22 protein-coding genes and 1 riboswitch are annotated in these 24,997 nt (G+C 55.8%); of the genes, 6 read left to right on the forward strand and 16 right to left on the reverse strand.

Going from position 1 to position 24,997, the window contains the following annotated elements; all coding sequences use genetic code 11:
• Positions 1-34: 34 nt before the first annotated feature.
• The 5 genes from G6L28_RS17845 to G6L28_RS17865 all read right to left on the reverse strand — a co-directional run bounded on the left by G6L28_RS17845 (position 35) and on the right by G6L28_RS17865 (position 7,343).
• On the reverse strand, positions 35-2,038 hold the full coding sequence (locus tag G6L28_RS17845; protein ID WP_174065162.1) for an acetyl-CoA carboxylase biotin carboxylase subunit: 2,004 nt from the start codon (positions 2,036-2,038) through the stop codon (positions 35-37).
• An 11-nt stretch (positions 2,039-2,049) separates the two neighbouring features.
• Entirely contained in the window at positions 2,050-3,582 is a 1,533-nt protein-coding gene (locus tag G6L28_RS17850) for an acyl-CoA carboxylase subunit beta (RefSeq protein ID WP_174065163.1), read from the reverse strand.
• An 84-nt stretch (positions 3,583-3,666) separates the two neighbouring features.
• Positions 3,667-5,310 carry a GNAT family N-acetyltransferase gene (locus G6L28_RS17855; protein ID WP_174065164.1) on the reverse strand — a complete coding sequence of 548 codons (1,644 nt, stop codon included), beginning with the start codon at positions 5,308-5,310 and terminating at the stop codon, positions 3,667-3,669.
• Positions 5,311-5,419: 109 nt separating this feature from the next.
• A complete protein-coding gene (locus G6L28_RS17860) occupies positions 5,420-5,857 on the reverse strand; it encodes an EamA family transporter (protein ID WP_174065165.1) in 438 nt (145 codons plus the stop codon).
• Positions 5,858-6,002: 145 nt separating this feature from the next.
• Positions 6,003-7,343: a dicarboxylate/amino acid:cation symporter gene (locus G6L28_RS17865; RefSeq protein ID WP_174065166.1), complete on the reverse strand. Its 1,341-nt coding sequence runs from the start codon at positions 7,341-7,343 to the stop codon at positions 6,003-6,005.
• Between the two features lie 261 nt (positions 7,344-7,604).
• On the opposite strand from G6L28_RS17865, the gene G6L28_RS17870 reads away from it, so the two are divergent.
• Complete coding sequence (locus G6L28_RS17870) at positions 7,605-9,425, forward strand: sensor histidine kinase (RefSeq protein WP_174065167.1); 1,821 nt, start codon at positions 7,605-7,607, stop codon at positions 9,423-9,425.
• A complete protein-coding gene (locus G6L28_RS17875) occupies positions 9,422-10,783 on the forward strand; it encodes a sigma-54-dependent transcriptional regulator (RefSeq protein WP_174065168.1) in 1,362 nt (453 codons plus the stop codon). The genes G6L28_RS17870 and G6L28_RS17875 overlap by 4 nt, the downstream gene beginning before the upstream one ends.
• A 21-nt stretch (positions 10,784-10,804) precedes the next feature.
• Here the strand turns inward: G6L28_RS17875 and G6L28_RS17880 are convergent, their stop codons facing one another.
• The 6 genes from G6L28_RS17880 to G6L28_RS17905 form a co-directional block, all read right to left on the reverse strand.
• Positions 10,805-11,281: a BA14K family protein gene (locus G6L28_RS17880; RefSeq protein ID WP_174065169.1), complete on the reverse strand. Its 477-nt coding sequence runs from the start codon at positions 11,279-11,281 to the stop codon at positions 10,805-10,807.
• Positions 11,282-11,391: 110 nt separating this feature from the next.
• Positions 11,392-12,138: an aspartate/glutamate racemase family protein gene (locus G6L28_RS17885; protein WP_174065170.1), complete on the reverse strand. Its 747-nt coding sequence runs from the start codon at positions 12,136-12,138 to the stop codon at positions 11,392-11,394.
• A gap of 8 nt (positions 12,139-12,146) precedes the next feature.
• Positions 12,147-12,965: an ABC transporter permease gene (locus G6L28_RS17890; RefSeq protein ID WP_174065171.1), complete on the reverse strand. Its 819-nt coding sequence runs from the start codon at positions 12,963-12,965 to the stop codon at positions 12,147-12,149.
• A 3-nt stretch (positions 12,966-12,968) separates the two neighbouring features.
• Positions 12,969-13,880: an ABC transporter permease gene (locus G6L28_RS17895; RefSeq protein ID WP_174065196.1), complete on the reverse strand. Its 912-nt coding sequence runs from the start codon at positions 13,878-13,880 to the stop codon at positions 12,969-12,971.
• 216 nt (positions 13,881-14,096) lie between these two features.
• On the reverse strand, positions 14,097-15,386 hold the full coding sequence (locus tag G6L28_RS17900) for an ABC transporter substrate-binding protein (protein WP_174065172.1): 1,290 nt from the start codon (positions 15,384-15,386) through the stop codon (positions 14,097-14,099).
• Between the two features lie 30 nt (positions 15,387-15,416).
• Positions 15,417-16,502 (reverse strand): ABC transporter ATP-binding protein, encoded by a 1,086-nt coding sequence (locus tag G6L28_RS17905; RefSeq protein ID WP_174065173.1) that lies wholly within the window; start codon positions 16,500-16,502, stop codon positions 15,417-15,419.
• Between the two features lie 260 nt (positions 16,503-16,762).
• On the opposite strand from G6L28_RS17905, the gene G6L28_RS17910 reads away from it, so the two are divergent.
• Positions 16,763-17,470, forward strand: a complete 708-nt coding sequence (locus tag G6L28_RS17910; RefSeq protein ID WP_174065174.1) for a GntR family transcriptional regulator — start codon at positions 16,763-16,765, stop codon at positions 17,468-17,470.
• 30 nt (positions 17,471-17,500) lie between these two features.
• Here the strand turns inward: G6L28_RS17910 and G6L28_RS17915 are convergent, their stop codons facing one another.
• Positions 17,501-18,757, reverse strand: a complete 1,257-nt coding sequence (locus G6L28_RS17915) for a D-amino acid dehydrogenase (protein WP_174065175.1) — start codon at positions 18,755-18,757, stop codon at positions 17,501-17,503.
• A gap of 7 nt (positions 18,758-18,764) precedes the next feature.
• Positions 18,765-19,916, reverse strand: coding sequence for an alanine racemase (gene alr, locus G6L28_RS17920; RefSeq protein ID WP_174065176.1), 1,152 nt, complete (start codon positions 19,914-19,916; stop codon positions 18,765-18,767).
• Between the two features lie 126 nt (positions 19,917-20,042).
• Here alr and G6L28_RS17925 point away from each other — a divergent pair, with 126 nt between their 5' ends.
• Positions 20,043-20,504, forward strand: a complete 462-nt coding sequence (locus tag G6L28_RS17925) for an Lrp/AsnC family transcriptional regulator (protein WP_174065177.1) — start codon at positions 20,043-20,045, stop codon at positions 20,502-20,504.
• Between the two features lie 4 nt (positions 20,505-20,508).
• Here G6L28_RS17925 and thiD read toward each other — a convergent pair whose 3' ends face one another.
• The 3 genes from thiD to G6L28_RS17940 are packed head-to-tail and all read right to left on the reverse strand — an operon-like array spanning position 20,509 to position 22,689.
• Positions 20,509-21,309, reverse strand: coding sequence for a bifunctional hydroxymethylpyrimidine kinase/phosphomethylpyrimidine kinase (thiD, locus tag G6L28_RS17930; protein ID WP_174065178.1), 801 nt, complete (start codon positions 21,307-21,309; stop codon positions 20,509-20,511).
• Positions 21,306-21,965 carry a thiamine phosphate synthase gene (thiE, locus tag G6L28_RS17935; RefSeq protein ID WP_174065179.1) on the reverse strand — a complete coding sequence of 220 codons (660 nt, stop codon included), beginning with the start codon at positions 21,963-21,965 and terminating at the stop codon, positions 21,306-21,308. The genes thiD and thiE overlap by 4 nt, the downstream gene beginning before the upstream one ends.
• A complete protein-coding gene (locus G6L28_RS17940) occupies positions 21,952-22,689 on the reverse strand; it encodes a hydroxyethylthiazole kinase (RefSeq protein ID WP_174065180.1) in 738 nt (245 codons plus the stop codon). The genes thiE and G6L28_RS17940 overlap by 14 nt, the downstream gene beginning before the upstream one ends.
• A 68-nt stretch (positions 22,690-22,757) precedes the next feature.
• Positions 22,758-22,860, reverse strand: a riboswitch (TPP riboswitch).
• 315 nt (positions 22,861-23,175) lie between these two features.
• Here G6L28_RS17940 and G6L28_RS17945 point away from each other — a divergent pair.
• A complete protein-coding gene (locus tag G6L28_RS17945) occupies positions 23,176-24,492 on the forward strand; it encodes a DUF6538 domain-containing protein (RefSeq protein ID WP_174065181.1) in 1,317 nt (438 codons plus the stop codon).
• Positions 24,493-24,586: 94 nt separating this feature from the next.
• Positions 24,587-24,763, forward strand: a complete 177-nt coding sequence (locus G6L28_RS17950) for a hypothetical protein (RefSeq protein ID WP_174065182.1) — start codon at positions 24,587-24,589, stop codon at positions 24,761-24,763.
• Positions 24,764-24,997 lie beyond the last annotated feature (234 nt).

Consider the following 24,997-nt stretch of genomic DNA (forward strand, 5'->3'; position numbering starts at 1 on the left):
CGCAATTGGCCTTCGGCTTAATTTGTTACACCGGCTACTCGAACTCAAGAATGACTTCATCGACGGCAAGGCTCTGGCCTTGGCTGACCGCAATTCTGCTCACCGTCCCTTTCCGCTCCGCGCGCAGAATATTCTCCATCTTCATCGCCTCGACTGTTGCCAGTGCTTGTCCGGCTTCCACCTGATCACCTTCGGAAACCGAGACGGAAGTGATGACGCCGGGCATGGGGCAGAGCAACATTTTCGATGTGTCGGGCGCCTGTTTCTCCGGCATCAGGCGAGCGAGTTCGGCCATGCGGGGGGAGCGAACCCGCGCCGTCACATCTGCTCCACGCCATCTCAGGCGAATGGCTGATGGTGAGAGATCGATCTTGATCGCCAGAGTTTCGTCGCCGATTGTGAAGAGCCCCAGCGTCTGGCCCGGCGTCCAGTTCGTCTTGACGGGCACGGTTTCTCCGCTTTCAAAGCGTATCGCACCATTACCGTTTTCCAGCTCAACGGTAACTTTTTGCTCTGTCTTTCCAAAGGAAACGACCCAATCCCTGCCGACAATACGACGGTGATTGCCTATCGTTCCGGAAATTTCCGCTGCACGGTTCTGGGCACGAAAGTTCACGAACGCGGCGATAGCGGAAAGCTTCATTCCGGCCTCTTCGTCCAGCGTAACGCCAGAAAACCCATCTGGAAATTCTTCCGCAATGAAGCCCGTCGTCAGGTTTCCGTCTCGAAACCGCGAATGCTGCATGACGGCTGAGAGGAAGGGCAGGTTGTGGCCGATACCCTCGACCTCGAAGCGATCCAGTGCTTCTCCCATCGCGCCTATTGCTTTGGCCCTATCCTTGCCCCAGGTGCAGAGTTTGGCGATCATTGGGTCGTAATACATCGAGATTTCGCCGCCCTCGTATACGCCGGTGTCATTGCGGACGATTGCCCCATCCGCTTGTCGGCCCTCAGCTGGCGGGCGATAGCGTGTCAGGCGACCGATAGACGGCAGGAAATTACGGTATGGGTCTTCGGCGTAGAGGCGGCTCTCTATAGCCCAGCCGTTGAGCATTATGTCATCCTGTCCGAAAGTGAGGCTCTCACCCGCGGCAACACGGATCATCTGTTCTACAAGATCGATGCCGGTGACGAATTCGGTAACCGGATGCTCGACCTGAAGCCTCGTATTCATTTCAAGGAAATAGAAGTTGCGGTCTCCATCGACGATGAACTCAACCGTTCCGGCGGAAAAATACCCAACTGCCCTAGCCAGCGCGACGGCCTGCTCGCCCATCGCCTTGCGTGTCGCCTCATCCAGAAAGGGGGAGGGCGCTTCTTCTATCACCTTCTGGTTTCGGCGCTGGATGGAGCATTCGCGCTCACCCAGATAGAGGATGGTGCCGTGACGATCCCCCAGAACCTGAATCTCAATATGGCGCGGCTGATCCACGAATTTTTCTATAAAGATGCGGTCGTCACCGAATGAAGCTTTGGCTTCGTTGCGGGAGGACTTGAAGCCTTCGCGTGCCTCGGTGTCGTTCCACGCGATCCGCATACCCTTGCCGCCGCCGCCCGCTGATGCCTTGATCATCACCGGATAACCGATGGATGAGGCGATGCGCACCGCTTCATCTGCCGTCTCGATCAATTCCATATGTCCCGGAACGGTGGATACGCCTGCCTGCGCCGCCAGCTTCTTCGACGTTATCTTGTCACCCATCGCTTCGATGGCGTTTACCGGTGGGCCGATAAAAGTCACGCCTTCCTTTTCCAGCGCTGCGGCGAAGGCGGGATTTTCCGAAAGAAAGCCGTAACCGGGATGCACTGCATCCGCACCCGTTTGACGGATTGCGTCAAGGATTTTCTCGATGACGATATAGGACTGGCTTGAGGGGGCAGGGCCGATGTGAACGGCTTCATCCGCTTCGCGCACATGCAGCGCATTGGCATCGGCGTCGGAATAGACGGCAACCGTCTTGATACCCATTTTCTTTGCCGTGCGAATGACGCGGCAGGCAATTTCACCCCGGTTGGCAATGAGGATTTTCTTGAACATGGCTTTTACCCTCAAAGCGGAATCGTATCGTGCTTTTTCCAATGCGTCGTCACCTGCTTGTTGCGAAGCGAAGCAAACGCGCGGGCGATGCGGCGGCGGGAGGAATGCGGCATGATTACTTCATCGATGAAACCGCGTTCGGCTGCGACGAAAGGATTGGCGAAGCGCTCTTCATATTCCCGCGTTCGTTCCGCGATCTTGTCCGGGTCTGAAAGCTCTGAGCGATAGAGGATTTCAGATGCACCCTTGGCTCCCATCACCGCAATTTCCGCCGTTGGCCAGGCATAGTTCACGTCGGCGCCGATGTGTTTCGAGGCCATCACGTCATAGGCCCCGCCGTAAGCTTTGCGGGTAATGAGCGTGACCATAGGGACCGTTGCCTCGGAATAAGCAAAAAGCAGCTTTGCGCCATGCTTGATGACACCGCCATATTCCTGCGCCACACCCGGCAGAAACCCTGGCACATCCACCAGCGTCAAAATCGGTATGTTGAAAGCGTCACAGAAACGCACGAAGCGCGCGGCTTTTCTGGAACTGTCGATATCCAGGCACCCCGCCAGCACCATGGGCTGGTTTGCAACCACGCCCACCGTTTCTCCTTCGATACGAAGGAAACCGGTTATGATGTTCCTGGCAAAAGCCTCCTGCAACTCAAAGAAGTCGCCCTCGTCGGCAAGCGCCAGTATCAGCTCCTTCATGTCGTAAGGCTTGTTGGAGCTATCCGGGATCAGCGTGTCGAGCCGGGCCTCAAGTCGCGCTGGATCGTCATGAAACTTGCGGGTAGGAAGCTTGCTGCGGTTATTGAGCGGCAGAAAATCGAACAGCGCTCGCACCGCCTCCAGCGCCTCTATGTCGTTTTCGAAAGCGCCGTCAGCGACTGAGGATTTTTTTGTGTGGGTTACAGCCCCGCCCAATTCCTCTGCCGTGACGATCTCGTTTGTGACGGTCTTTACCACGTCCGGGCCGGTCACGAACATATAGGAACTATCGCGCACCATGAAGATGAAGTCGGTCATGGCGGGGGAATAGACCGCGCCGCCTGCGCATGGTCCCATGATGACAGAGATTTGCGGGATGACGCCGGATACCTCGGCATTGCGGCGAAATACCTCGGCATAGCCAGCGAGCGAGGCAACGCCTTCCTGAATGCGCGCGCCGCCTGAATCATTCAGACCGATCACTGGCGCACCGACGCGCACCGCCATATCCATGATCTTGCAGATTTTCTGCGCATGGGTTTCAGAGAGTGAGCCGCCGAGTACGGTGAAGTCCTGGCTGAAAACGTAGACCTGTCGTCCGTTGATCGTGCCCCAGCCGGTCACGACGCCATCACCTGCGATCTTCTGGCCCGCCATGCCGAAATCCACCGCGCGGTGGGTGACATACATGTCGTATTCTTCGAAGGAGCCTTCATCCAGAAGAACGTCTATGCGTTCCCGCGCCGTAAGCTTACCCTTGGCGTGCTGTGCATCGATACGCTTTTGCCCGCCACCAAGGCGGGCCTCGGTGCGCCGGCTTTCGAGTTCATTCAGGACTGAGCGCATAAGACCTCCCTACTCGCAATCGGGATCAAGTCTTAGCAGACGGAGTGAGTTCATAAAACCATCATTACTGGTAGTGGTATGAAATCAATGAAGAACTTTGGGTGGCACCCATCGCCGGTGCGGCTGCGCCTCGCTGGCAAGCAACATGGCAGAAGGTTCTGTCTCGCTGCTGGACGCCGTGGCTCTGAGCCTCGCGAGTGCATTTCTCGCCTTTTCCGCATATTCCATGTTGACCCCATCGTCGGAGTGGTAGCCCTGAAGCTTCTCGAAAATGGCGGCAGCTTCCGCGCGTCTGCCTGCCGCCACCATGGCAATCCCACACTTGTAAAGTCCTTCACGATGGAACGGTGCGCGGTGAGAAACCTCCTGAAATGCCCGAACGGCACCATTGTAATTCTGCTGCGCCAGCCGGGTTTCGCCAAGACGAAGCAATATGGGTAGCGGGTCTTCGACAGTGCGGCTCAATGCGGCATATGCGTCTTCAGCCTCCTTGAATGCGCCTTTCTCGAACATGAGGTTGGCAAGTCCGAAGGCTGCGCCGCTATGTTCCGGCGCTGTTTCCAGCACCTGCCGGAACGCGATCTCGGACTGCGCCTTCGCTCCGCGTTTGTAGAGTTTCAGCGCCTCGTCATAGACGAAGCGAATGCTACACGGGTGTAGTTTGCCCTCCAGGTTCTCGCCGCTGCGCGTTCTGAAAAGCGTACAAGTAATGGGGCGCTCGACAGGGCCGAACATGTATTTGTAAGGCTCGTTGCCGCGCAGAAAATCGTAATGCGTGAAGCCCATTTCAATGGCACGGCGGATGCAATATCCATGCAGCACGAGACCGGGCGACGGTGTGGTCCAGGTTTCGTCGCGTCCGGTAATATAAAAGAGTACGGCCTTCTTCTGCCGGTCCAGGATGTTGGCGAGAGCGCCCAGCGGACGGTCTTCGTGCCACAGAACCGGAACGTCCATATTCCCATCGATAAAGCTGTCCATCAGCATTTCGCGGGTGGCGAATATAAGTTTTTCCGTTTTTTCCTTGCCCTTGTATGGCGTCCATTTGATGCGCCAGAGATCGAACAGAATGTCGAGGTCGCGATCAATCGTGTCGGGGGTGGCAAATGTAATGCGATATGCGTCGTCGCCTTCGACCTTGCGTAAGAAACGGCGAAGCTTCTGCCGGGTCTGGCTGCTCATTGACGTGTCCAGATATTGATCGAAAGTTTCCGGAAGCGTTACGACCGGGCAGACGCAGTTGTTGATGTTGTTGAGCGCTGGCGGCGTGCTGTCGCGAAACATCACCAGGGGCCCTTGCAGTGCTTGGATCATGGCGTCGCGGCGTGTTGGTGGGCCGGAGAGGTAATCCATCTTGAAATGAGTCCAGCGCTGTTCTTTTATAAACGTGCAGAAACCGGCAACGGCGTGATCTTCATACTCCGGTAGCGTGATAAAGCCCGTATAGTCGGCGGCAAAATTGCCGGCCATGATAATCTCATCGTAAAATCGACCAGTCTTTTGATCCTGCTGCGTTACGACGCGTAGCGCGAAGAAGGCAACGTAGGGCGATCCTGCGGGCTTTTCCCGCAGCGCCAGTATGAACCAGCGTCCGCGCCGCCACAGATAGGCTCTTAGCCAAACCCATGAGAGAAAATGCTGGGCGTGCGGATCGGCCATGAAGACTTGATCCCAACGGTCTTTCAAGGCGTCGTATCCCGCCCGCGTGTCGATGACGTCGATGCGCATGTCCCCTCCCAATACGATTTACTGCTTCTTGGGAGGTGTCATTCTAGGCAGAAACTGTTCGCCTGATATTCTCCGTTTGGGTGAGCCTGGCGTATCAAATGGAGTTAGATCACCCGCGATAGGCAACCAGAACCGCACCGCAGGCGATGAGAATCACACCGAACCAGTTCGGAAGCGACAGCTTTTCTCCGAGAAACAGCACGGCGAAAACCGCTACGAACACCACGCTCAGCTTATCGATGGGAGCGACGCGTGCGGCATCGCCGATCTTCAGGGCACGGAAATAGCATATCCAGGATGCGCCCGTGGCGAGGCCCGAGAGCGTAAGGAAAATCCACGTTCGACCGGAAATGGACGATGGCTGCTGCCAGTGTCCGGTAATGTAAACCATGAAGCCGGCGGCCAACAGAATAACGATGGTTCGGATGAAGGTTGCGAAGTCGGAGTTGACGTTTTCCACACCGATTTTTGCGAAGATCGCGGTCAGCGCGGCAAAAGCGGCAGAAAGCAAAGCCCAGAATTGCCAGGAAATGAGAAGATTTTTCATGGTGGGACCACCAGTTCAACGTGAAAGGATGAATGCTGTTCGAATTTGTATCCCGTTGACCCAATGATGAAAAGATTTCGGATGAGACAAGGCCCGCGCCGGGGGACGACACGGACCTTGCTCATCAGGTCTTCCTTGGGAGGACTTATTCTGCTGGCTGCGGCATCGGTGTCGCCGCTGGTTCGCCAATGCTTACGGGTTGCTCACCCTTCAGCACGGCTGCCAGTTGTTCCTGGTCCAGTTCGCCTTCCCAGCGGGCGACGACAATGGTTGCGACCGCGTTGCCAACGAAGTTGGTCAGCGCGCGGCACTCGGACATGAAGCGGTCAATGCCGAGGATCAATGCCATACCGGCAACCGGCACGGACGGCACGACGGAGAGCGTCGCTGCCAGCGTGATGAAGCCAGCGCCGGTGATGCCTGCGGCGCCCTTTGAACTCAGCATTGCAACGAGAAGCAGCAGGATCTGTTCACCGAAGGACAAATGAATGCCGGTTGCCTGCGCGATGAAGAGGGCTGCCAGCGTCATGTAGATGTTGGTACCGTCGAGATTGAACGAATAACCGGTCGGAATGACGAGACCAACGACAGAGCGCTTGCATCCAGCCTTTTCCATCTTGCTCATCAGACCCGGAAGCGCTGCTTCGGAAGAAGATGTGCCGAGAACCAGCAACAGTTCTTCCTTGATGTAACGGATCAGCGCCAGAATGGAGAAGCCGTTATAGCGGCAGACGGCGCCCAGTATGACGAGCACGAAGAAGATCGACGTGAAGTAAAATGTGCCAATCAACATTGCGAGATTGGTGACGGACGAAATGCCATATTTACCGATGGTGAACGCCATTGCACCGAAAGCGCCGATAGGGGCGGCCTTCATCAGAATAGCGACCAGCTTGAAGATCGGATACATCAGCGCGTGCATGAAATCGACGACTGGCTTGCCGCGTTCACCAACTATGCCCAGCGAAATGCCGAACAGTACGGAGAAGAACAGGACCTGAAGGATATCGCCTTCCGCGAACGCACCGACAATGGTCGTCGGAATGATGTTCATCAGGAAGCCCGTGATGGACTGCTCATGCGCCTTGGCGGCGTAGGTCGCGACTGCCTTGCCGTCCAGCGAGGCCGGGTCGATGTTCATGCCAGCGCCGGGCTGAACGACGTTAGCGACGATCATGCCCACGAGCAGCGCCAACGTGGAGAAGGTCAAAAAGTAGATCATCGCCTTGCCGGCAACGCGGCCAACCTTCTTCATGTCGTTCATACCGGCGATGCCGGTCGCGACAGTCAGGAAGATTACAGGTGCGATGATCATCTTGACGAGGCGGATGAAGCCGTCACCAAGCGGCTTCAATTGTTCGCCGAGTGCAGGGTAGAAGTGACCGAGCGCAATACCTGCGACAATGGCCACAATGACCTGGAAATAGAGGTGCCGGTAGAACGGCAGTTTAGCATGGCTTTCGGCCACGGCAGTGCTGTCAATCATGTTAGTTCCTCCTCGGTCCAAACCCTGCCCTGAATGGCCTCCCGGGTTCGCCGTAACATTTTCGCGGTCCTCAAACCGTTCGTTGGCAGCTTTTGCAAGCGCTGTGCCAGATTGTGAAGAGAATATTAAGTAAATGAAATCGTTTGTTTAATTAGATTATTAGGTTTTCGAAGGTTGGAGTTTGTGCGGATTTTCGCCCTCCTTACCTTGCGAATTGTGTAGAAATCCGCACAATAATCGCGGGAGTTTCGTGAGAGTTCGATGGCAGGTTTTCTTGACAGTAGCCGTTTCCGCTGGATGGCATTTGTCGTCACGTGGATCATTATTGCCGCCGGGACTTTCTTTGCCGCTGATAAGCTGGGGCGCATTCAGGCGATGCGGACTTTGCTTGCCGACGCGTCGACCGATGCTGAACTGAAGTCGGCTTTGTTGAATGTCGCGCTGGAACGACCTCGCGTCTTACCGCTCGTTCTATCTCGTGACCGCGATCTCATAGACGCTCTCGAAGGTGGTGCGCCCGCAGTAGAGCGCCTCAACGCAAAGCTGGAGGGCCTTATCGAAGGCACGCAAGCGTCAGTCATCTACGTCACAAACATGTCGGGCGTGACAGTCGCTTCCAGTAACTGGCGCACACCCGAAAGCTTCGTCGGTTCGAACTACGCCTTCCGCGATTATTTCAGGCGCGCATTGGGAACCGGCAGCGCCGAACATTATGCGCTTGGCAATGTCAGTCGCAGACCGGGGCTTTATATTTCTCGCCGTATCGACGGGCTGAATGGAAGCCCTTTGGGTGTGGTGATTGCGAAGGTCGAGTTCAATCGCCTCGAAGCGGATTGGAATATTGGTGGACGACCTGTCTACATCGTTGACAAGAACGGTGTGGTGTTGATGACCAGCATTCCCGAATGGCGGTTCAAGACGGTTGCGCCGATTGATGATGCGCGTCGCAAGACGATTGCCGAAAGCCTTCAGTTCGGGGACGAAACGCTTGATCCAATGCCGGTAAAAGAGCTTGCCACGCCCGGGACGCAGGTCGCGATCGTGGAAGTCGATGCTCCTGCAGCGCTGCGTGGGGAGTATCTACGACTGGAATTATCAGTTTCGATGACGGAGTGGTCGCTACATTATCTCCAGCCGGTGGCGGCGACGATGAATTCGGCAATTCGAGAAAGCAGGACCATCGCGGCGGCCGGCCTCATGCCATTACTGGCGATCTCCGGCATTTGGCTTCGGCGTCGGCAAAAGGCAGACCAGGTACGGGCCGCGGCCGAACGGGATCGCGCCGAGCTTGAACGGCGCGTGCAGGAGCGTACGCGCGACCTCACGATGGCACGGGACCGGCTCGAGGCTGAAATTCTGCTTCACGAGCAGACCGGCAAGGAACTGCAAAGCGTTCAGCACGAACTGGTGCAGGCAAACCGCCTGTCGATTCTCGGTCAGGTGGCGGCAGGGGTCGCACACGAGATCAACCAGCCGGTAGCGACAATCCGCGCTTTTGCGGACAACGCTCGTGTCTTCCTTAAGCGTAAACGCACGAGTGAGGCGGATGAGAACCTTGAGAGCATCGCCGCGCTCACCGAGCGTATCGGTGTTATCACCAGCGACCTCAAAATATTGGCGCGTAAAGGGCGCACGGCGGCGGAGCCTGTCAGTATCCGGTTCGTGATCGAAGGTGGCGTGGTGCTTTTGCGCAGCCGCTTTGCGGGCCGCATGGACATGCTGGATATCGAGCTTCCAGATGAAAGTTGGAAGGTTTTGGGAAGCCGCATCAGGCTCGAGCAGATTGTCATCAACCTGTTGCAGAACGCACTGGAAGCAGTGGAGGAAAAGCCAGATGGGCGTGTCGAGGTTCGCGTGATTGAGGTTGGCGAAGACGTGATGTTGACTGTCAAGGACAACGGACCCGGCATCGCACCGGATATCCATGAACAGCTTTTCTCACCGTTCAATACCTCAAAGGAGGGCGGGTTGGGACTTGGTCTCGTCATCTCCAGCGATATCGCGTCCGATTATGGCGGTCGCATCGAGGTCGATACAGGTGAAAGCGGCACCTGCTTTTCTGTTTATTTGAAACGGGCATGACTATGAGTGGAACGATCTTTCTGGTGGATGACGACACCCAATTGCGCAAGGCCATGCGGCAAACGCTGGAGTTGGAGGGAATGACCGTGACGCCGTTCCCAAAGGCAGAGCTGGCGCTTGAGGCGCTTACTAGCGATTTCGAAGGCATCGTCATTACCGATGTGCGCATGCCTGGCATGGACGGTCTCCAGTTTTTCGAGCGGGTGCGCAGGATCGATACCGATCTGCCTGTCATCCTCATCACCGGCCACGGCGACGTGCCGATGGCGGTCGCGGCGCTTCAGAATGGCGCCTATGACTTTATCGCCAAACCTTTCCCTGCGGAACGAATGGTGGAAAGCGCGCGTCGCGCCCTGGAAAAACGGCAACTTATTATGGAAAATCGTGCCCTGCGGCGTGCCGCGGAGCAGGCGCAGGACGATTTACCCTTGCTTGGTCAAACCCCGGCAATGGAGCGGCTGCGCAACACCCTGCGCCACATTGCCGATACCGATGTGGACGTGTTGGTGGCTGGTGAAACCGGCAGCGGTAAGGAAGTGGTGGCGACCGCATTGCATAGATGGAGCAAGCGCCGGTCCAAGGGTAATTTCGTGGCTCTGAATTGCGGCGCGCTTCCAGAGACGGTGATTGAGAGCGAGTTGTTCGGGCATGAGGCAGGAGCCTTCACCGGCGCACAGAAAAAGCGCATCGGACGCATCGAGCATTCGAGCGGCGGTACTCTGTTTCTGGATGAGATCGAAAGCATGCCGCCTGCCGTACAGGTGAAAATGCTGCGTGTTCTCGAGATGCGGGAGGTGTCTCCTGTTGGTTCGAACGAGGAGCGCCCGGTCGATATCCGTGTGGTGGCAGCGGCAAAGGTGGACCTTGGCGATCCAGAGCAGCGCAAGGATTTTCGTGAAGATCTCTATTACCGACTGAATGTCGTGACGCTCTCCATCCCTCCTTTGCGCGAGCGGCGAGCGGATATTCCGATGCTATTTTCTCACTTCGTCAGCAAAGCGTCGGGGCGTTTCGGCCTGCCGGTGCCACAGATTAGCGCTGCCGTTTCACGCCATCTCAACGACCATGAATGGCCAGGCAACGTGCGCGAGCTTGGACATTTCGCCGAAAGGGTTGTCCTCGGACTTGAGGGAGCGCCGTCATCATCGATCACCGCTGCCGAAAGCAATAATCCGTCGGGCACGCTCGCAGAGCGAATTGACCGTCAGGAAGCGGAAATCATTCGGGAAACGCTTGAGAAATGTGAGGGAGATGTGGGCGCGACGATTGCCGCACTCGGTATTGCCCGCAAGACCTTTTACGACAAGCTGCAACGCCACAATATCAACCGCTCGGACTATGTTTCTAAGCTGACATAATCCGAGCGATTTGTTTCAAGCTCAGCCTGCGACGCAGAAGTGGGTCTGGCCATCATAGCCCATGTAGGTGCCGGAGCGTGGGTTGAAGCTGCCATAACGCTGCGAGCAGTAATCATACCAGGCTTCGGACCAGGGCTCGATGGTGCGGTAGGTGGCACGCTGCTGATAGACAGGGCGAGCTTCGTAGACTGGCTGGGCGCGATAGACCGGGCGCGGTGCCGGGCGGTAATCGCGATAGTCCTGATCGTCGTAGCTGTAGCTTGGCTGGTAGGCCGGGTAGCGGCGAACTGGTGGCTCATCATAGACGCGCTCGTCGGAATAGCTCGGCTGCGAAAGGGCTGAGCCGACTGCAACGCCTGCTGCGAGGCCTAGCACACCACCGATCAGCGCTGCATCGCGATTGCGGTGACGCCAGTCACCCGCAGATGCGGAAAATGGGACGAGGACGGTTGCAGAGACTGCAAGAGCCAGAAGAGATTTTGCTGCAATCGAAGCCATGTTCGTAATCCATCAAAAACGGCAGGTCGCTGCCAGTTGTTATTCGATGGTTAAGAAAATAGTTGGCCTTGGCTGAACCGCCGCTGAATGAATTGTGGCAGGCCTTCGCCTCAATTGAGCAGAATATTCGACGGCGAAAAGGCCTCCATCGAACCCAGATAGGGTTTATGAATTGGAGAGGCATAAGCCCCACGCTTTGCAGTGGAAAGGCCGAGTGTCACCAGCGTCTCGGCATGCTTGACCGCCGCCGAGACACCATCGATCACCGGCACGCCGAACTCTTTCGAAAGCTCGGCAGCAAGGTCCGCCATGCCGGCGCAGCCAAGAACGATGGCTTCCGCCTTATCCTGCGATATAGCTGCGGCAATCTCGCTGCGCAAACGCGGCAGAGCATCGGAAGATGGGTCTTCCAGCGAAAGAACGGGAATATCGGCAGCGCGGACCTTGGCCCGCGCGCCCATGCCATAGCGGTGAACCAGATGCTCCAGCGGCAGGCGGGAGCGCTCCATGGTCGTGATAACGGTAAACCGTTGCGCGATGAAAGACGCGGTAGCGACCGCCGCTTCACAAATGCCGATGACGGGAATGTTTGCGAGCGCGCGTGCAGCATCCAGCCCTGTATCGTCGAAGCAGGCGATGACGGCAGCCTGCGCTCCAGCCTTTTCGCCTTTTGCGATTTCCACCAGCAACCCCGGAACGGCAAATACCTCATCGTAATAACCTTCGATGGACACCGGGCCCATGGCGGAGGTGACGGCAATCACTTCAGTCTCACGCCCTGCAACGCTTCTTGCTGCGGCTTCGATGGTCTCCGTCATGGATCGAGTGGTGTTCGGATTGACGACGAGAATGCGCATGATTTCACTCAGTCCTTCAAACGACGGCGATTGAGATAGACGATTATGCCAAGGGTGCCAGCGATAACTAGGAAGGAGAACAGCGTCGTCACTGCGCCCAAGGCGTAAAGCACTGGCGTCGTGACATTCGTGGTCATGCCGTAGATTTCCAGCGGCAGCGTGTTGTATGTACCGGAGGTCATCAGGGTACGGGCAAATTCGTCGTAAGAAAGCGTAAAGCCGAACAGGCCAACACCGATGAGGCTGGGTGCGATCATCGGCAGCACGACATTGCTGAAGGTCTGCCAGGAGCTTGCCCCCAGATCTCGTGCCGCTTCTTCGTAAGAGGGAGAGAAACGGTTGAAAATTGCAAGCATGATGAGGACGCCGAAGGGCAGGGTCCATGTCAGATGGGCACCAAAGGCCGATGTGTTCCAGGCTGGTTCCAGGCCAAGCTGCTGGAACAGCACTCCGATACCCAGCGAAATGATGATGGACGGCACGACGAGGCTCGCGACAGACAGATAGAAAAGCGGTGTCGCGCCGATGAACTTCCGCCGGAATGCCAGACCGGCCAGCAGCGAAACCAGCACCGTAACCACCATTACCATAATGCCGAGCCCGAGTGAGCGGCGGAACGCGCCGCCGAAGTCACCAACAGCCTGCTGTTCGAAGAGATTGCCGAACCAGTGTAGAGACAAGCCGTTCAGCGGGAAGGTAAGTCCGCCATTCGGCCCCTGAAAGGCGAGGATCAGAATGGCCGAGAGCGGGCCGTAGAGGAATAGGACGAACAGGGCGAAGAAGATGGCAAGAAGGTAGAATTCGCGGCCGCGTTTTTCCGAGTGCATGGCTCAAAGCTCCTTACGGATATCGACGACACGCAGGATGCCCGCGACCATCAGAAGAACGAGTGCCAGAAGGATCACGGCATTCGCGGCGGCAGCGGGATATTGCAGAAGTGACATCTGGTTCTTCATCATCAGCGCGACAGAGGCGCTTTGCCCGCCGGACATGACCTGCACCGTCGAAAAATCAGCCATCACCAGCGTCACCACGAATATGGTGCCGATGGCAATTCCCGGTTTCGCCAGCGGAATGATCACGTTCCACAGCACCTGCCAGCTGGATGCCCCAGCATCTCGTGCAGCCTCCACCAGTGATTTGTCGATCCGCATCAGTGTGTTGAAGATCGGAGTGACCATGAACAGCGTGTAAAGATGCACCATGGCGAGTACCACCGCGAAATCGGAATAGAGCAGCCACTCGATGGGCGCGGGAATAATGCCCATATTGACCAGCGCGCTGTTCACCAGCCCGTTTCGCCCAAGCACGGGTATCCACGAAATCATGCGAATGATGTTGGACGTCAGGAATGGCACGGTGCAGACAAGGAAGAGAACCATCTGCATCGTGGTGGTGCGGATGTGAAAGGCCAGGAAGTAAGCAACCCAAAAGCCGAAGAACAGGGTGATCGCCCAGACGATGAAGGCAAATTTCAGAGTATTGAGATAGGTCTGCCACGTCACCCAAGAGCCGAGCGTTTCGGTATAGTTGAATGTGACGAAGTCCGGGTACATCTGGGCGAAATCGTAGTCCCAGAAGCTCACGACTGCGATCATCAGGATCGGCAGCAGCAGAAAAAAGCCGAGGATGAGCGCCAGCGGCGCTGCCTGGATGTAGCTGACGAGTTTCTGCGGCAACGCGAAAGACTTGCGCGTCTTTTCCTTTTTATCGCTTACGCCGATGAACCTGACTGTCGCCATCATGGGGCCTTTCAATGACTTTTTGGAGCAACCGGCAACGGAGGTTGCCGGTTGGGATGTCGAACGTTCCATTTACTCCGTCATCCTCGCCCTTGAGGCGAGGATCCAGGCTCCGCCGCAGTGGTGGAACCTCGGGTCAAGCCCGAGGATGACGTCGAGAGTGAGGGCAGTTCATCATGGAACCGGCGGCAAGCGCCGCCGGTCCTTACGAACTCATCAAGCGGCGATGAACTCGTTCCAGCGACGAACCATGTAGCGGTCTTCGTCCATGACGGAGTTCCAGCAGGCGACCTTGCCCATGCGCTCCTCGAAGGAGCCACCATCACGGACAGCGCCCGCCTTTTCCATGATCTTGCCGTCTGGAGCGATGATATCGCCCTGGGCTGCCTTGCCCTCGACCCAGTAACCCCACTCGTCCGCGGACATGTGCTCTTTCGCCGTTTCCATGGCGGCGGAGTAGTAGCCCTGACGGTTTAGGTACGCGCCGACCCAGCCAGAGGTATACCAGTTGATATACTCATAGGCTGCATCGAGCTTCGCGCCGTTGAGGTGCTTGGCAAGGCCGAGACCGCCGCCCCACGAACGATATCCTTCCTTGAGCGGCTGGTATTTGCAGGCGATGCCCTTTGAGCGGACGGCTGCAACGGCAGGCGACCACATGGACTGGATGACCACTTCGCCGGACGACATCAGGTTGACGCTTTCATCGAAGCTCTTCCAGAAGGCACGGAACTGACCGTCTTTCTTGGCCTTGATGAGGAAGTCGATCGTCTTGTCGATCTCCTCCTTCGTCATGTTGCCCTTGTCGGCATATTTGAGGTTGCCCATGGCTTCCATGATCATGGCCGCATCCATGATGCCGATGGAAGGAATGTTGATGATTGACGTCTTGCCCTTGAAGGCTGGGTCCATGATGTCGGCCCAGGTGGTGATCTCGCGACCTACGAGATCCGGGCGGATGCCGAGCGTATCAGCGTTGTAGATGGTCGGAACCATGGTGAAAAGTTCGGTTTCGCCCTTTGCGAACGTCTTGTCGCCGGCCTTTTCAACGAAGCCGACCGTGTGGGGTGCGGTGCCCTGCGCAATGACGCTGTCAGGCGTAAGCTTGCCGGTTTTGAACAGCGGCACAATCTTGTCGTAATATTTCAGCTTCTTGATTTCCATCGGCTGGATCACGCCTGCCGGATACACCTTCTTCAAAATCCAGTATTCGATATCGGCGATATCGTAGGAATTCGGCTGGGTCACGGCGCGCTGTGCGGCAGCATCCGAGTCCGTTGCCGTCATTTCAAGGGTGATGCCAAGGTCCGCCTTGCACTTTTCGGCAATCGCATTGAGATTGGAAACGCCCGTGCCGAACTGGCGAAGCGTGATCGGGTTTTGCGCCCAGATGGTGGGGAAGCCGGTGATCAGGCCGGAGCCGACTGCGGCACCCGTCGCTGCTGCACCCGCCTTCAGGAGACCGCGGCGGGTCAGACCCTTTTTCGTCTTGGAAGTATCGCTCATTTCAAAGTTCTCCTCTGGTTATTTTTGTCGTCATTTCTCTACCCGGCCGAGCACGATGGCATCGGCCGCATTCCAGGAAAGCGGCACGGCATCGCCAACCCTGATCGGGTTTTCGAAGAAAGCCGCGTCGCTCAAAATCATGTTGAAATCCTCGATGCCCGCGCCGGTGACGGCGAGCTTCACGCTGGCGCCCCTATATTCGACATTCGAGACGATGCCTGTGAAACCGAGCCCGGCTCCTGTGGCTTCGCCTATTCGTACGCGGTCCGTGCGTACCGCAATATCGACGGCACCGTCATCCGGTGCCGTTCCGCTGGCCTTGAAAGTACCGCCACCGGCGATCTCCATCGTGACGACACTGCCATCCGCGTCTTTCAGGCGACCGGAAATGACATTGTGATCGCCCATGAAACGGGCGACGAAGGCCGTCGCCGGTCGCTCGAACACTTCGCGCGGCGTTGCCGCCTGCTCGATGCGCCCATCATTCATGACCACGATGATATCGGCCAGGGCCATAGCCTCTTCCTGGCTGTGGGTGACGTGGACAAATGTGATGCCGAGCGAGGTCTGAAGCTTTTTCAATTCGGCGCGCATACGGATTTTCAGGAACGGATCGAGCGCCGATAGCGGCTCGTCCAGTAGGAGCGCTTCAGGGTCGGTAATGAGCGCGCGGGCCAGTGCAACTCGCTGCTGCTGGCCGCCGGAGAGCTGTGCCGGGCGGCGGCTGGCATAGGGCTCCAACTGCATCAGCTTCAGCATTTCGAGCGCTTTTGCGCGACGGGTTTCCTTGGTTGTGCCTTTCATCTTCAGGCTGAAGGCAACATTGTCAACAAGGTCGAGATGTGGAAACAGCGCGTAGGACTGGAACATCATGGCCGTTCCGCGTTGTGCTGGCGGCAGATCGGTCACGACCGTATTGCCTAGCCGCACATCCCCGCTTGAAATCGTCTCATGGCCTGCGATCATGCGCAAAGTAGAAGTCTTGCCGCAGCCGGAGGGACCAAGCAGGCAGCAATAGCTTCCAGCCGGTATCTTCAGGCTGATGGCGTGAACCGCAGTGGTGCTCCCATAGACTTTGGTAACGGAGGCAATATCTATTTCAGCGGCTTTGCTCATGCATGTCCCCTCAGGTTCGGAACTTCTCTTGCATGTGCCGTGCCAGTTCCACATTCGCGCCGTTAAGCTTTTGAATGGGCAAAGATTTATTTGCAGGTGATCTCTTTAAAGGCAGGTAATTTTATTCGCATGCACAAAAAACATGCGATTGTTTATGATTCTGCGGAAAATTGTATACGATTATTTGCGCAGAAGAATGCGATTGGCTCTTCAACGCCATTGATTATCCGGTTAGAAACGAATGACACTTGGATACAGCAATGACTCTCGCCCATCTCACCCCGCAGGATATTGTTCAGGAGGACCGCGCTCTTGCGATCCGCGATACTTTGCGTGATGCGATTGCAGACCGGCGGTTGATACCGGGTACCAAGCTTTCCGAGGCGGAGGTCGGCACACTTTTCGATGTCAGCCGGACGGTAGTGCGAGCCGCATTGCAGATGCTGGCATTCGAGGGCCTTGTAAAGATGGAGCGAAATCGGGGTGCTTTTGTATCCAGTCCAACGCCCGACGAGGCACGGCAGGTCTTTGCATCGCGCCGGTTGATAGAACAAGGGATCGTTGCTGCCGTCATCGAACGGTTGACGCCGGAGGGTGTTGCGAGCCTTCGCGCGCATCTGGAGGACGAGGCGCGCCATCAGCACGAAAGGGGGCCATCTGCCCGCCGCGCAGAAATAAAGGCTTCGGGCGACTTTCACCTCATGTTGGCGGGACTTGCCGGAAATGCGATCCTTGAGAAATTCATGAGTGAACTCGTCGCACGTTCATCGCTCGTCATTGCGCTTTACGGTCGCTCAGGTGTTTCCAGCTGCGGTCACGGCGACCATGCGGATATTCTGGATGCACTGGAGGCGGGCAATGTCGAAAAGGCCAATCATCTGATGATGCACCACCTCGGCCATATAGAAGCCGATCTCGATCTGCGTGTTAAGGAAGGCCTGGCCCTAAAGGATGCTTTGGCGCTCTGAGGGTAACGGGCTGTTGCAGGCCAACACGTCTCAAGATGAATAGCGACTGATGGCCAGATCGGACGTTTCGATGTCTGGCTTGTTGCCGGAAACCATATCAGCCAGCACCTTTGCTGAACCGCAAGCCATCGTCCAGCCAAGTGTGCCGTGGCCTGTGTTCAGATAAAGGTTGCTGTATCGTGTTGCGCCGATAACCGGCGTGCCATCCGGCGTCATCGGGCGCAAACCGCACCAGAACTTCGCCTGTGACTGGTCGCCCGCGCCACCGAAAAGATCTTCGACGGTGTGCGTCAATGTCGCCTGCCGTTTTGCCGGTAAGTCCTTGTTGAAGCCAGCGATTTCCGCCATGCCGCCGACGCGGATACGATCTCCCAGCCGCGTGATGGCGACTTTGTGCGCTTCGTCCATAACAGTCGACACCGGAGCTTTACTTGCGTCGACGATGGGGACGGTGATGGAATAGCCTTTTACGGGATAAACCGGCAGATCGATGCCGAGGCGCTTCAAAAATTGCGGTGTGTAGCTGCCAAGCGCGCCTACGAAGATATCTGCTTCCACCAAACCCCCGCTTGTCTCGATTGCCTTGATGCGGTTGCCTTCAGTGACAGGGCGCATGATGCCGGTGTCGTAGACAAACTTCACGCCCGCCTTCTCGGCAAGGTTTGCCAGCTCCGAGGTGAACATGAAGCAATCGCCTGTCTCGTCACCAGGCAGGCGCAGACCGCCCACGATCTTGTCGCGGGAGGCTGCAAGGCCCGGTTCCGCGGCCACGCATCCATCTCTATCCAGAATCTCATAGCGGACGCCACCGGCTTTCAGCACTTCGACATCCTTGCCGATGCCATCGAACTGCTTTTGCGTGCGAAACACTTCCAGCGTGCCCTGCGTGCGCTGGTCGTACTGGATGCCTGTTTCATCACGCAGCGCGATCAGGCAATCGCGGCTATATTCGGCTACACGCACCATTCGGCTCTTGTTGACATTGTAGCGAGCGGCGGTGCAGTTGCGCAGCATTTGCGCCATCCAGCGCCATGCGGCGGGATCGGCTGTCGGTCGAATGATGAGAGGCGCGTGCTGCATGAAAAGCCACTTCATCGCCTTCACCGGAATGCCCGGCGCAGCCCATGGAGATGCATAGCCGGGAGAAACTTCCCCCGCATTGGCGAAGCTGGTCTCCAGTGCTGCGGCTGGTTGCCGGTCTATAACCGTTACATTGTGGCCAGCTTTGGCGAGGTACCACGCCGAGGTAACGCCAACGACACCTGCCCCGAGAATTGTAATATTCATGCTGGTTCTACCTGTCTGAATTGGCAGTGTGCTGCGCTGACTTGATATAGGTACGTCGATAGCGATGTCCGAGGCCGGTCAGGATTTCATAGGCAATGGTGCCCGCATCCGCTGCAATGTCCTCAAGCGACTGTTGGCAACCGATGAGCTGAACAAGGCTGCCGTGCTTTAATGTGCCTTCCGGCAAGGCTGAAATATCAAGGCACATACTGTCCATCGAAACTCGCCCGGCGATAGGCAGGCGAACGCCTTCGTAATAAGCTGCTCCACGGTTGCTTAATGAGCGAGGTAATCCGTCAGCATATCCGGCAGCTATCGTCGCAAGTCTTGTCTCTATAGTGGTGCGAAGCGTTCCACCGTAACCTACGATGCTGCCCGCAGGTATAGTTCTTGTTTGGATGACGGCTACATCCAGGCGAATGACGGATTTCATCTGTTTCATGTGACCGGCGGATGGTTCACCGCCATAGAGCGCGATTCCAGGCCGCATCAATGCATTGTGGTAGTCAGCGCCAAGGAAAATCCCTCCGGAATTGGCGAAGGAAACCGGCACGTCTGGAAACATCTCTGCCGCGTGGCGCATGGCCGCAAGCTGCAAGCCGTTGACCTCGTGTTCCGCCTCATCTGCGCAGGCGAGGTGGCTCATGATGAATTTTAGCTCGATGCCACTCAACAGATCCGGTGTGGCTCTCAATTCCTGCACTTCAGACGGGGAAAGTCCAAGCCGCGACATGCCGGTATCGATCTGCAAGGCGGCAGGCAGTGCTTTGCCCTGTGCTGCTGCTTGTGCCGACCATTGGGCGACTTGGTCGAGCGAGTTGAGAACGGGAATGATATTGAGCGCCGCGCAGGAGGTTTCGTTGCCTGGCTGAAGTCCGTTCAAGACAAAAATATCCGCGTCAGACGCTACATTAAAGCGGAGCGCGATGGCTTCATCGATGTGCGCAACAAAAAAGTGACGGCAACCGGCGTTGTAAAGAACGGGCGCGACTGCGTCCACTCCGAGACCGTAGGCATCTGCCTTCACCACCGCGCCGGTGATCGCACTTGGTGCCATGCCCCGCAGCATTAGATAGTTATACCGCAACGCGCCGAGGTCTATCGTCAGATAGCCGCTTGCGCCGCCCGTCGCCTTCTGATGGCTGATCGTCATGTCCATCGCAGTTCCCTTATTCTTATTCGAACAGAGTATTGCAACGATCCTTGAATTTTCGCAGATTGAGCAGATGATCGTGCGATCTTATATGAATTGGCGCAATAATGTTCGAAGAAATGGAATGATTTGATGTCGGCATTGGATGCGACGGACCGCCATATCATAAGGCAACTCAGGCTGAATGCTCGTATCAGCAATGCGAGGCTTGCGGCGGAGGTTGGGCTGTCGCCATCCGCCTGTCTGCGGCGCGTCGAAATTCTGGAGCGGGAAGGGGTCATTCGCGGCTACACAGCCATCGTTGCGAGCGCCGCTGGCGGCGAAGTTATCTCGGTCATCGTGCAGATTACGCTTGAGAGACAGACCGAAGATTTCCTCAACCGTTTCGAAAGCGCGGTTCGCAGATACCCCGAAGTGCGTGAATGCTATCTCATGACCGGCGGCTCGGATTATCACCTCCGTGTCGAGGTCGAAAGCGCCGGTGATTTCGAACGGGTGCATAAGGACATCTTGTCGAAACTGCCCGGTGTTTCGCGCATTCACTCCAGTTTCGCGATCCGCAATGCCCTTTCTGGGCCAAAGCCGAGGTCTTGATGGATCAGGCGCTCCACCATCGATAAAAATGGTGAACAGGCCCGTGTCCCTGTCCGACCTGTAAATTCCGCCCGGCGGCAAGTGCGCCATGCAGGTAATCTTTCGCAAGGCCGATTGCATCTGATAGCGGAAAGCCGAGCGCAAGATTTGCGGTGATTGCGGCAGCAAGCGTGCAACCGGTGCCATGATCATTGCTGGTGTCGATGCGCTGCATCGCAAACTCCTGAAGCGTCTCGCCATCCAGCAGTAGATCCACGCTTTCCGGTCCCGATCCGTGACCGCCTTTGATGAGGACGCAGCGAGCGCCTAGCGCGAGAATTTTCTCCGCTTGCATGATTATTTCCCCTCTGTGGGTAGCAACTGCGCTTCCAGCCAAGAGGGCTGCCTCAGGTAGATTCGGGGTTGCAAGATATGCCAATGGTAAAAGCTCGGAGCGCAATGTTTCCACCGCATCCTCCCGCAACAGCCGGTCGCCTGACGTCGCCACCATCACTGGGTCGAGAACGACGGGCTGTTGCTGGTTGCGCAAACGGTTTGCAATGGTCTGAATGGTGTCGATGCGTGACACCATCCCGATTTTGACAGCCTTGATATCGAGATCGGAAAACACTGCATCCATCTGCGCTGCAATCATACTCGAAGAAATATCCTCGACTGCTGTAACGCCCTTGGTGTTTTGTGCGGTAATCGCCGTAATGACGCTCGACGCATAGACGCCGAGCGCCGAGAATGTTTTGATGTCGGCCTGTATCCCGGCGCCGCCGCTGCTGTCTGAACCTGCGATTGTCAACGCGATGGCCGTCATGAGCGCGCCTCCAGGCTTACGTTCACTGCCTGCCGGAACTGCTGGGTTGCTGCTGCAATATCCACCGCGCGGAAAAGCGCGGAAATGAGCGCAACGCCATCGGCACCGGCGGCAATAATCTCTGGAACGCGTTCCAGAGTAATCCCGGCGATAGCGCCGACCGGCATATTCGGACGCTCCTGCCAGAGAAAATTTCTCAATTCTTTCAGGCCTGCCAATCCCACTGGAGCGTCGGGATTGACCTTCGAAACCGTCTCGAAAACACCGCCAATGCAGGCGTAGTCGGCAGCGGCTTGCGCAACGCGCTTCGCATCGGTCATCGATTTCACCGTAAGGCCAATGATCGCGCTCGACCCTAAAAGCTGCCGCGCAGTCTCGGCATCCATATCGTCAGCGCCAAGATGAACGCCGTCGGCACCGGAGGCCAGCGCGACATCGACGCGATCATTAATGACCAGTGGCACGCCGGTTCCCTGTAATGCTTCAATGATCAGCCTCGCCTGCTCAATCATGTGCCTTGTGGGCGAATGCTTGTCACGGTACTGGATGATCGTCGCGCCATGGCGTGCTGCAACCGCCGCCAGTTCGGGCAAAGGGGCAATATCGCTTAGAGAGGAGTCGACAATAGCATTGAGCCGGTAATCAATCTTCGTCATGTTCGATCCTCGCATGGGAGATAACGTCGCTGCCGTTGATGTTGAACAAGGCGTCAAGGAAAGCGGCCTCGAAAGTGCCCGGTCCTTTTGCATGTCTCGCTGCGATCTCAGCCGAGACCCCTGTAACGGAAAGCGCTGCAGCAGCAGCGAGCATTGGGTCCGGCTCGACCGCCATGAACGCGGCGATCACTCCGCCAGACAGGCAACCGGTCCCTGTTACCTTCGCCATCAGAGAATGACCGTTGACGATGCGGACTTTGCGAGTGTCGTCTTTAAGCCTGTCGACCGGTCCTGTCTGAATTCGTAAAGCCGCGCCGGTATCATTAATAACGGCCATTTCCGCATCATTGCCCCGCAAGATGGAAGGCCGAAGCTGGCTGAGTTCGTAAGCAAACTCCAGGCGCGAGGGAGAGTAGTCGCAATGGACTGGGTCAACGATCCAAGGCTTACCTTCGCGGTTGGCGATTTCGACAGCGATGCGAATGACATTGCGGCGAGTTGCATCCAGCGTGCCGAGATTAATGGTCAGTGCGTCAGTCTTGGCAACGAAGCTTTCGATCTCCTCTTCCGAAGAGGTCATGGAGGGTATGCCACCCACAGCCGTTATGCCATCCGCTGTGAATTTCTGCACAACCGTATTCATCAAGCAGTGCACACGCGGTCTTCGCTCTCGCACCCGAGCCAGAATTTCTGCTGCGTTATGCGCGGTGGGAAAGCTCGACATGCTGCCAATCTCCAGATTCGATCATAGCGGAGATCCGGGCATGGAAGAGCGGAGAAGAGAAAAGCGTGCGTTAACGACTGTTCCGTTCCTACGCCGGCATGACCCGGATCAGGTAAATAAGGGTTTGACCAAGTCATCTCAGCGCTGGAAAGCGCACCCCTCGAACTAACTGATTTCGTAGGAGAATTCGAAACTCATGTCAATAATCACTCAGCTGAATGCTGCTTCTGTAGTCCAAAATGTCATAATTGCTAGTAGATTTGCTAATAAGTCACTTAATCCAGCAATGGACGCCTTTAGTCTATTTTCATGTTGGTATAAGTTGTTTTCAAAACAATCCGAAAGTAATAACTTATTTTTGAAGCGAAATAACATAAAAATTCTATGTTTAAGCAAAAATATATTTACCAATACGCGAGTAATGATTTACGTTGCTGGAAATTACGCGGAATTTTTTTAGCAAACTTATTACAAAGGAGATTTTAAATGCAGGGTCAACAAAACCTCATGAAGCGCGGGAACGGGATCTATTACTTTGTCCTCAACGTTCCCGCGCGGCTAAAGTCGGGAAGCAAAAGCAAGCAAATCTGGCGCTCACTTAGAATGAGAGACGAAGCCACAGCGCGGAAGAGGCTGCCAATCGAACAGGTGAAATTTGCTGTTCCAATGGACAACGATACTCTTCCTGATGAAATCCGTATTGATTACGACGAGGTGAGGACCAAGGCAGCAAGTCTGAACGTGACCTACACGCAGCATTCGGATTTGGTCAGTCGAGAAGTGCCTAAGTTGATCGAACTCTACGCTGACATAAAGAACGTCAAAACCATCAAGCCCAAGCTAACCTCTCTTGAGGTTGCCGCGATAGCTGGAGCAATAGAGACGCCAGCCCTATCATGGAAAAAAGCATTCGAAATCTTCAAAGACTTATCGCCTGAGAAGGTGACTGGTTTGGGGGAAGTTGAGACGAAGCGGAAGTGGCGTCGCTTTGAACAAGCTACGGAAGATTTTATGCGTCGTATGCCAACCCATAAAGATGTGCTGAAAATTGAAAAGCGTCACGTCGCTGAGTATCGCGTAAAGCTGATTAAAGCATCGAATGACGGTGAATTCAAAAGCGATGAAGCCAACAAAAAGCTTATGTGGCTTCGGATAATCTTGGATGTTGTGATTGGTTCTCATTATCCAGAGCGCACCAACGTTTTTGAAAACTTCAAGCCAATCAATCTTGAGGATGCCGCTAAACGTAAGCCTTTCACTGAAGCTGAAGTGAAAGTTGTAAGAGCTGCGCTAGAGAAGTCTACGATGAAGGAAGAGGGCAAGGCTATTGCAATCCTCGGTGAGATGACCGGCTGCGGAGTGAGAGAGTTGATTTGGATGGCACCAGAAGACATCCATCTTGACGGTCCCGTTCAGTACATCAGCATTCGCCCTAATTCCCTACGCAAGAAAGTTAAAAAGGGCGGGGTGCGGCATAGGGACATTGTTCTGACAAGTGATGCACTAGAAGTCATGAAGAGGTTTCCGAAGGGATTTCGATCATTCCATGACGGGCAGGGGCCCACCCGCATGAACGCCTGCATGTCTGATTTCTTCAAGACAGTAATTCCGGGCAAAGGTCACTACTCCTACCGCCACAGACTGGACGATTTATTGAAAAGGTCAGGCTGCGATCTTGGTTTGAAGTCCGCCATCATGGGGCATTCTCTCAAAGGTCATGCTGGATATTACGGGGAGGGGTACTCTCTTCAGAACCAAAAGGAAGCGCTGGAGAAAGCATTCGAATACGCACGGAAAATTTGAATTACCAAACCTGATAATCAACCAATATGCTGCGAAGTGAAAATGAACTTTTATATTATGGATACCGGCATGTTCCTACAACGGAATGTGGAAATTGGACTACACACTCGAAAATCTTGCAAGGAGCGAGACACTTAGGACGGAATTTTTTGAAGTCATCAATTGGGTGATCACCAGCGCAAAAGAAAAAGGATTCACGGAGGCTGCGATCAGCCATGCGAAGGCGAAAAAGCGCATCCAAGACGAACTAGACCTCATTATCAACTACTAAGGGAGAATACATCGACCGAAACGCACTGAAAGTCGTGATGGAAATAGCAGTCACTATGATCCAACATAAAACAAATTGAGAAACTACTTGATGGGCGGTTTTGCCGTCCATAATCAGAACGGATTGAGAACAAACAGAGGTGGCTCAGTTTGTTTGAACAGTTTCGGGCGTTTCGCTAAGTGGATTTCCGCCTCGATTATGCCGCCACCATCATTGGCGTCAGCGCGTTGAAGT

This window comes from Agrobacterium larrymoorei (assembly GCF_013322225.1).
GTDB classification, from domain to species: Bacteria; Pseudomonadota; Alphaproteobacteria; order Rhizobiales; family Rhizobiaceae; genus Agrobacterium; species Agrobacterium larrymoorei_A.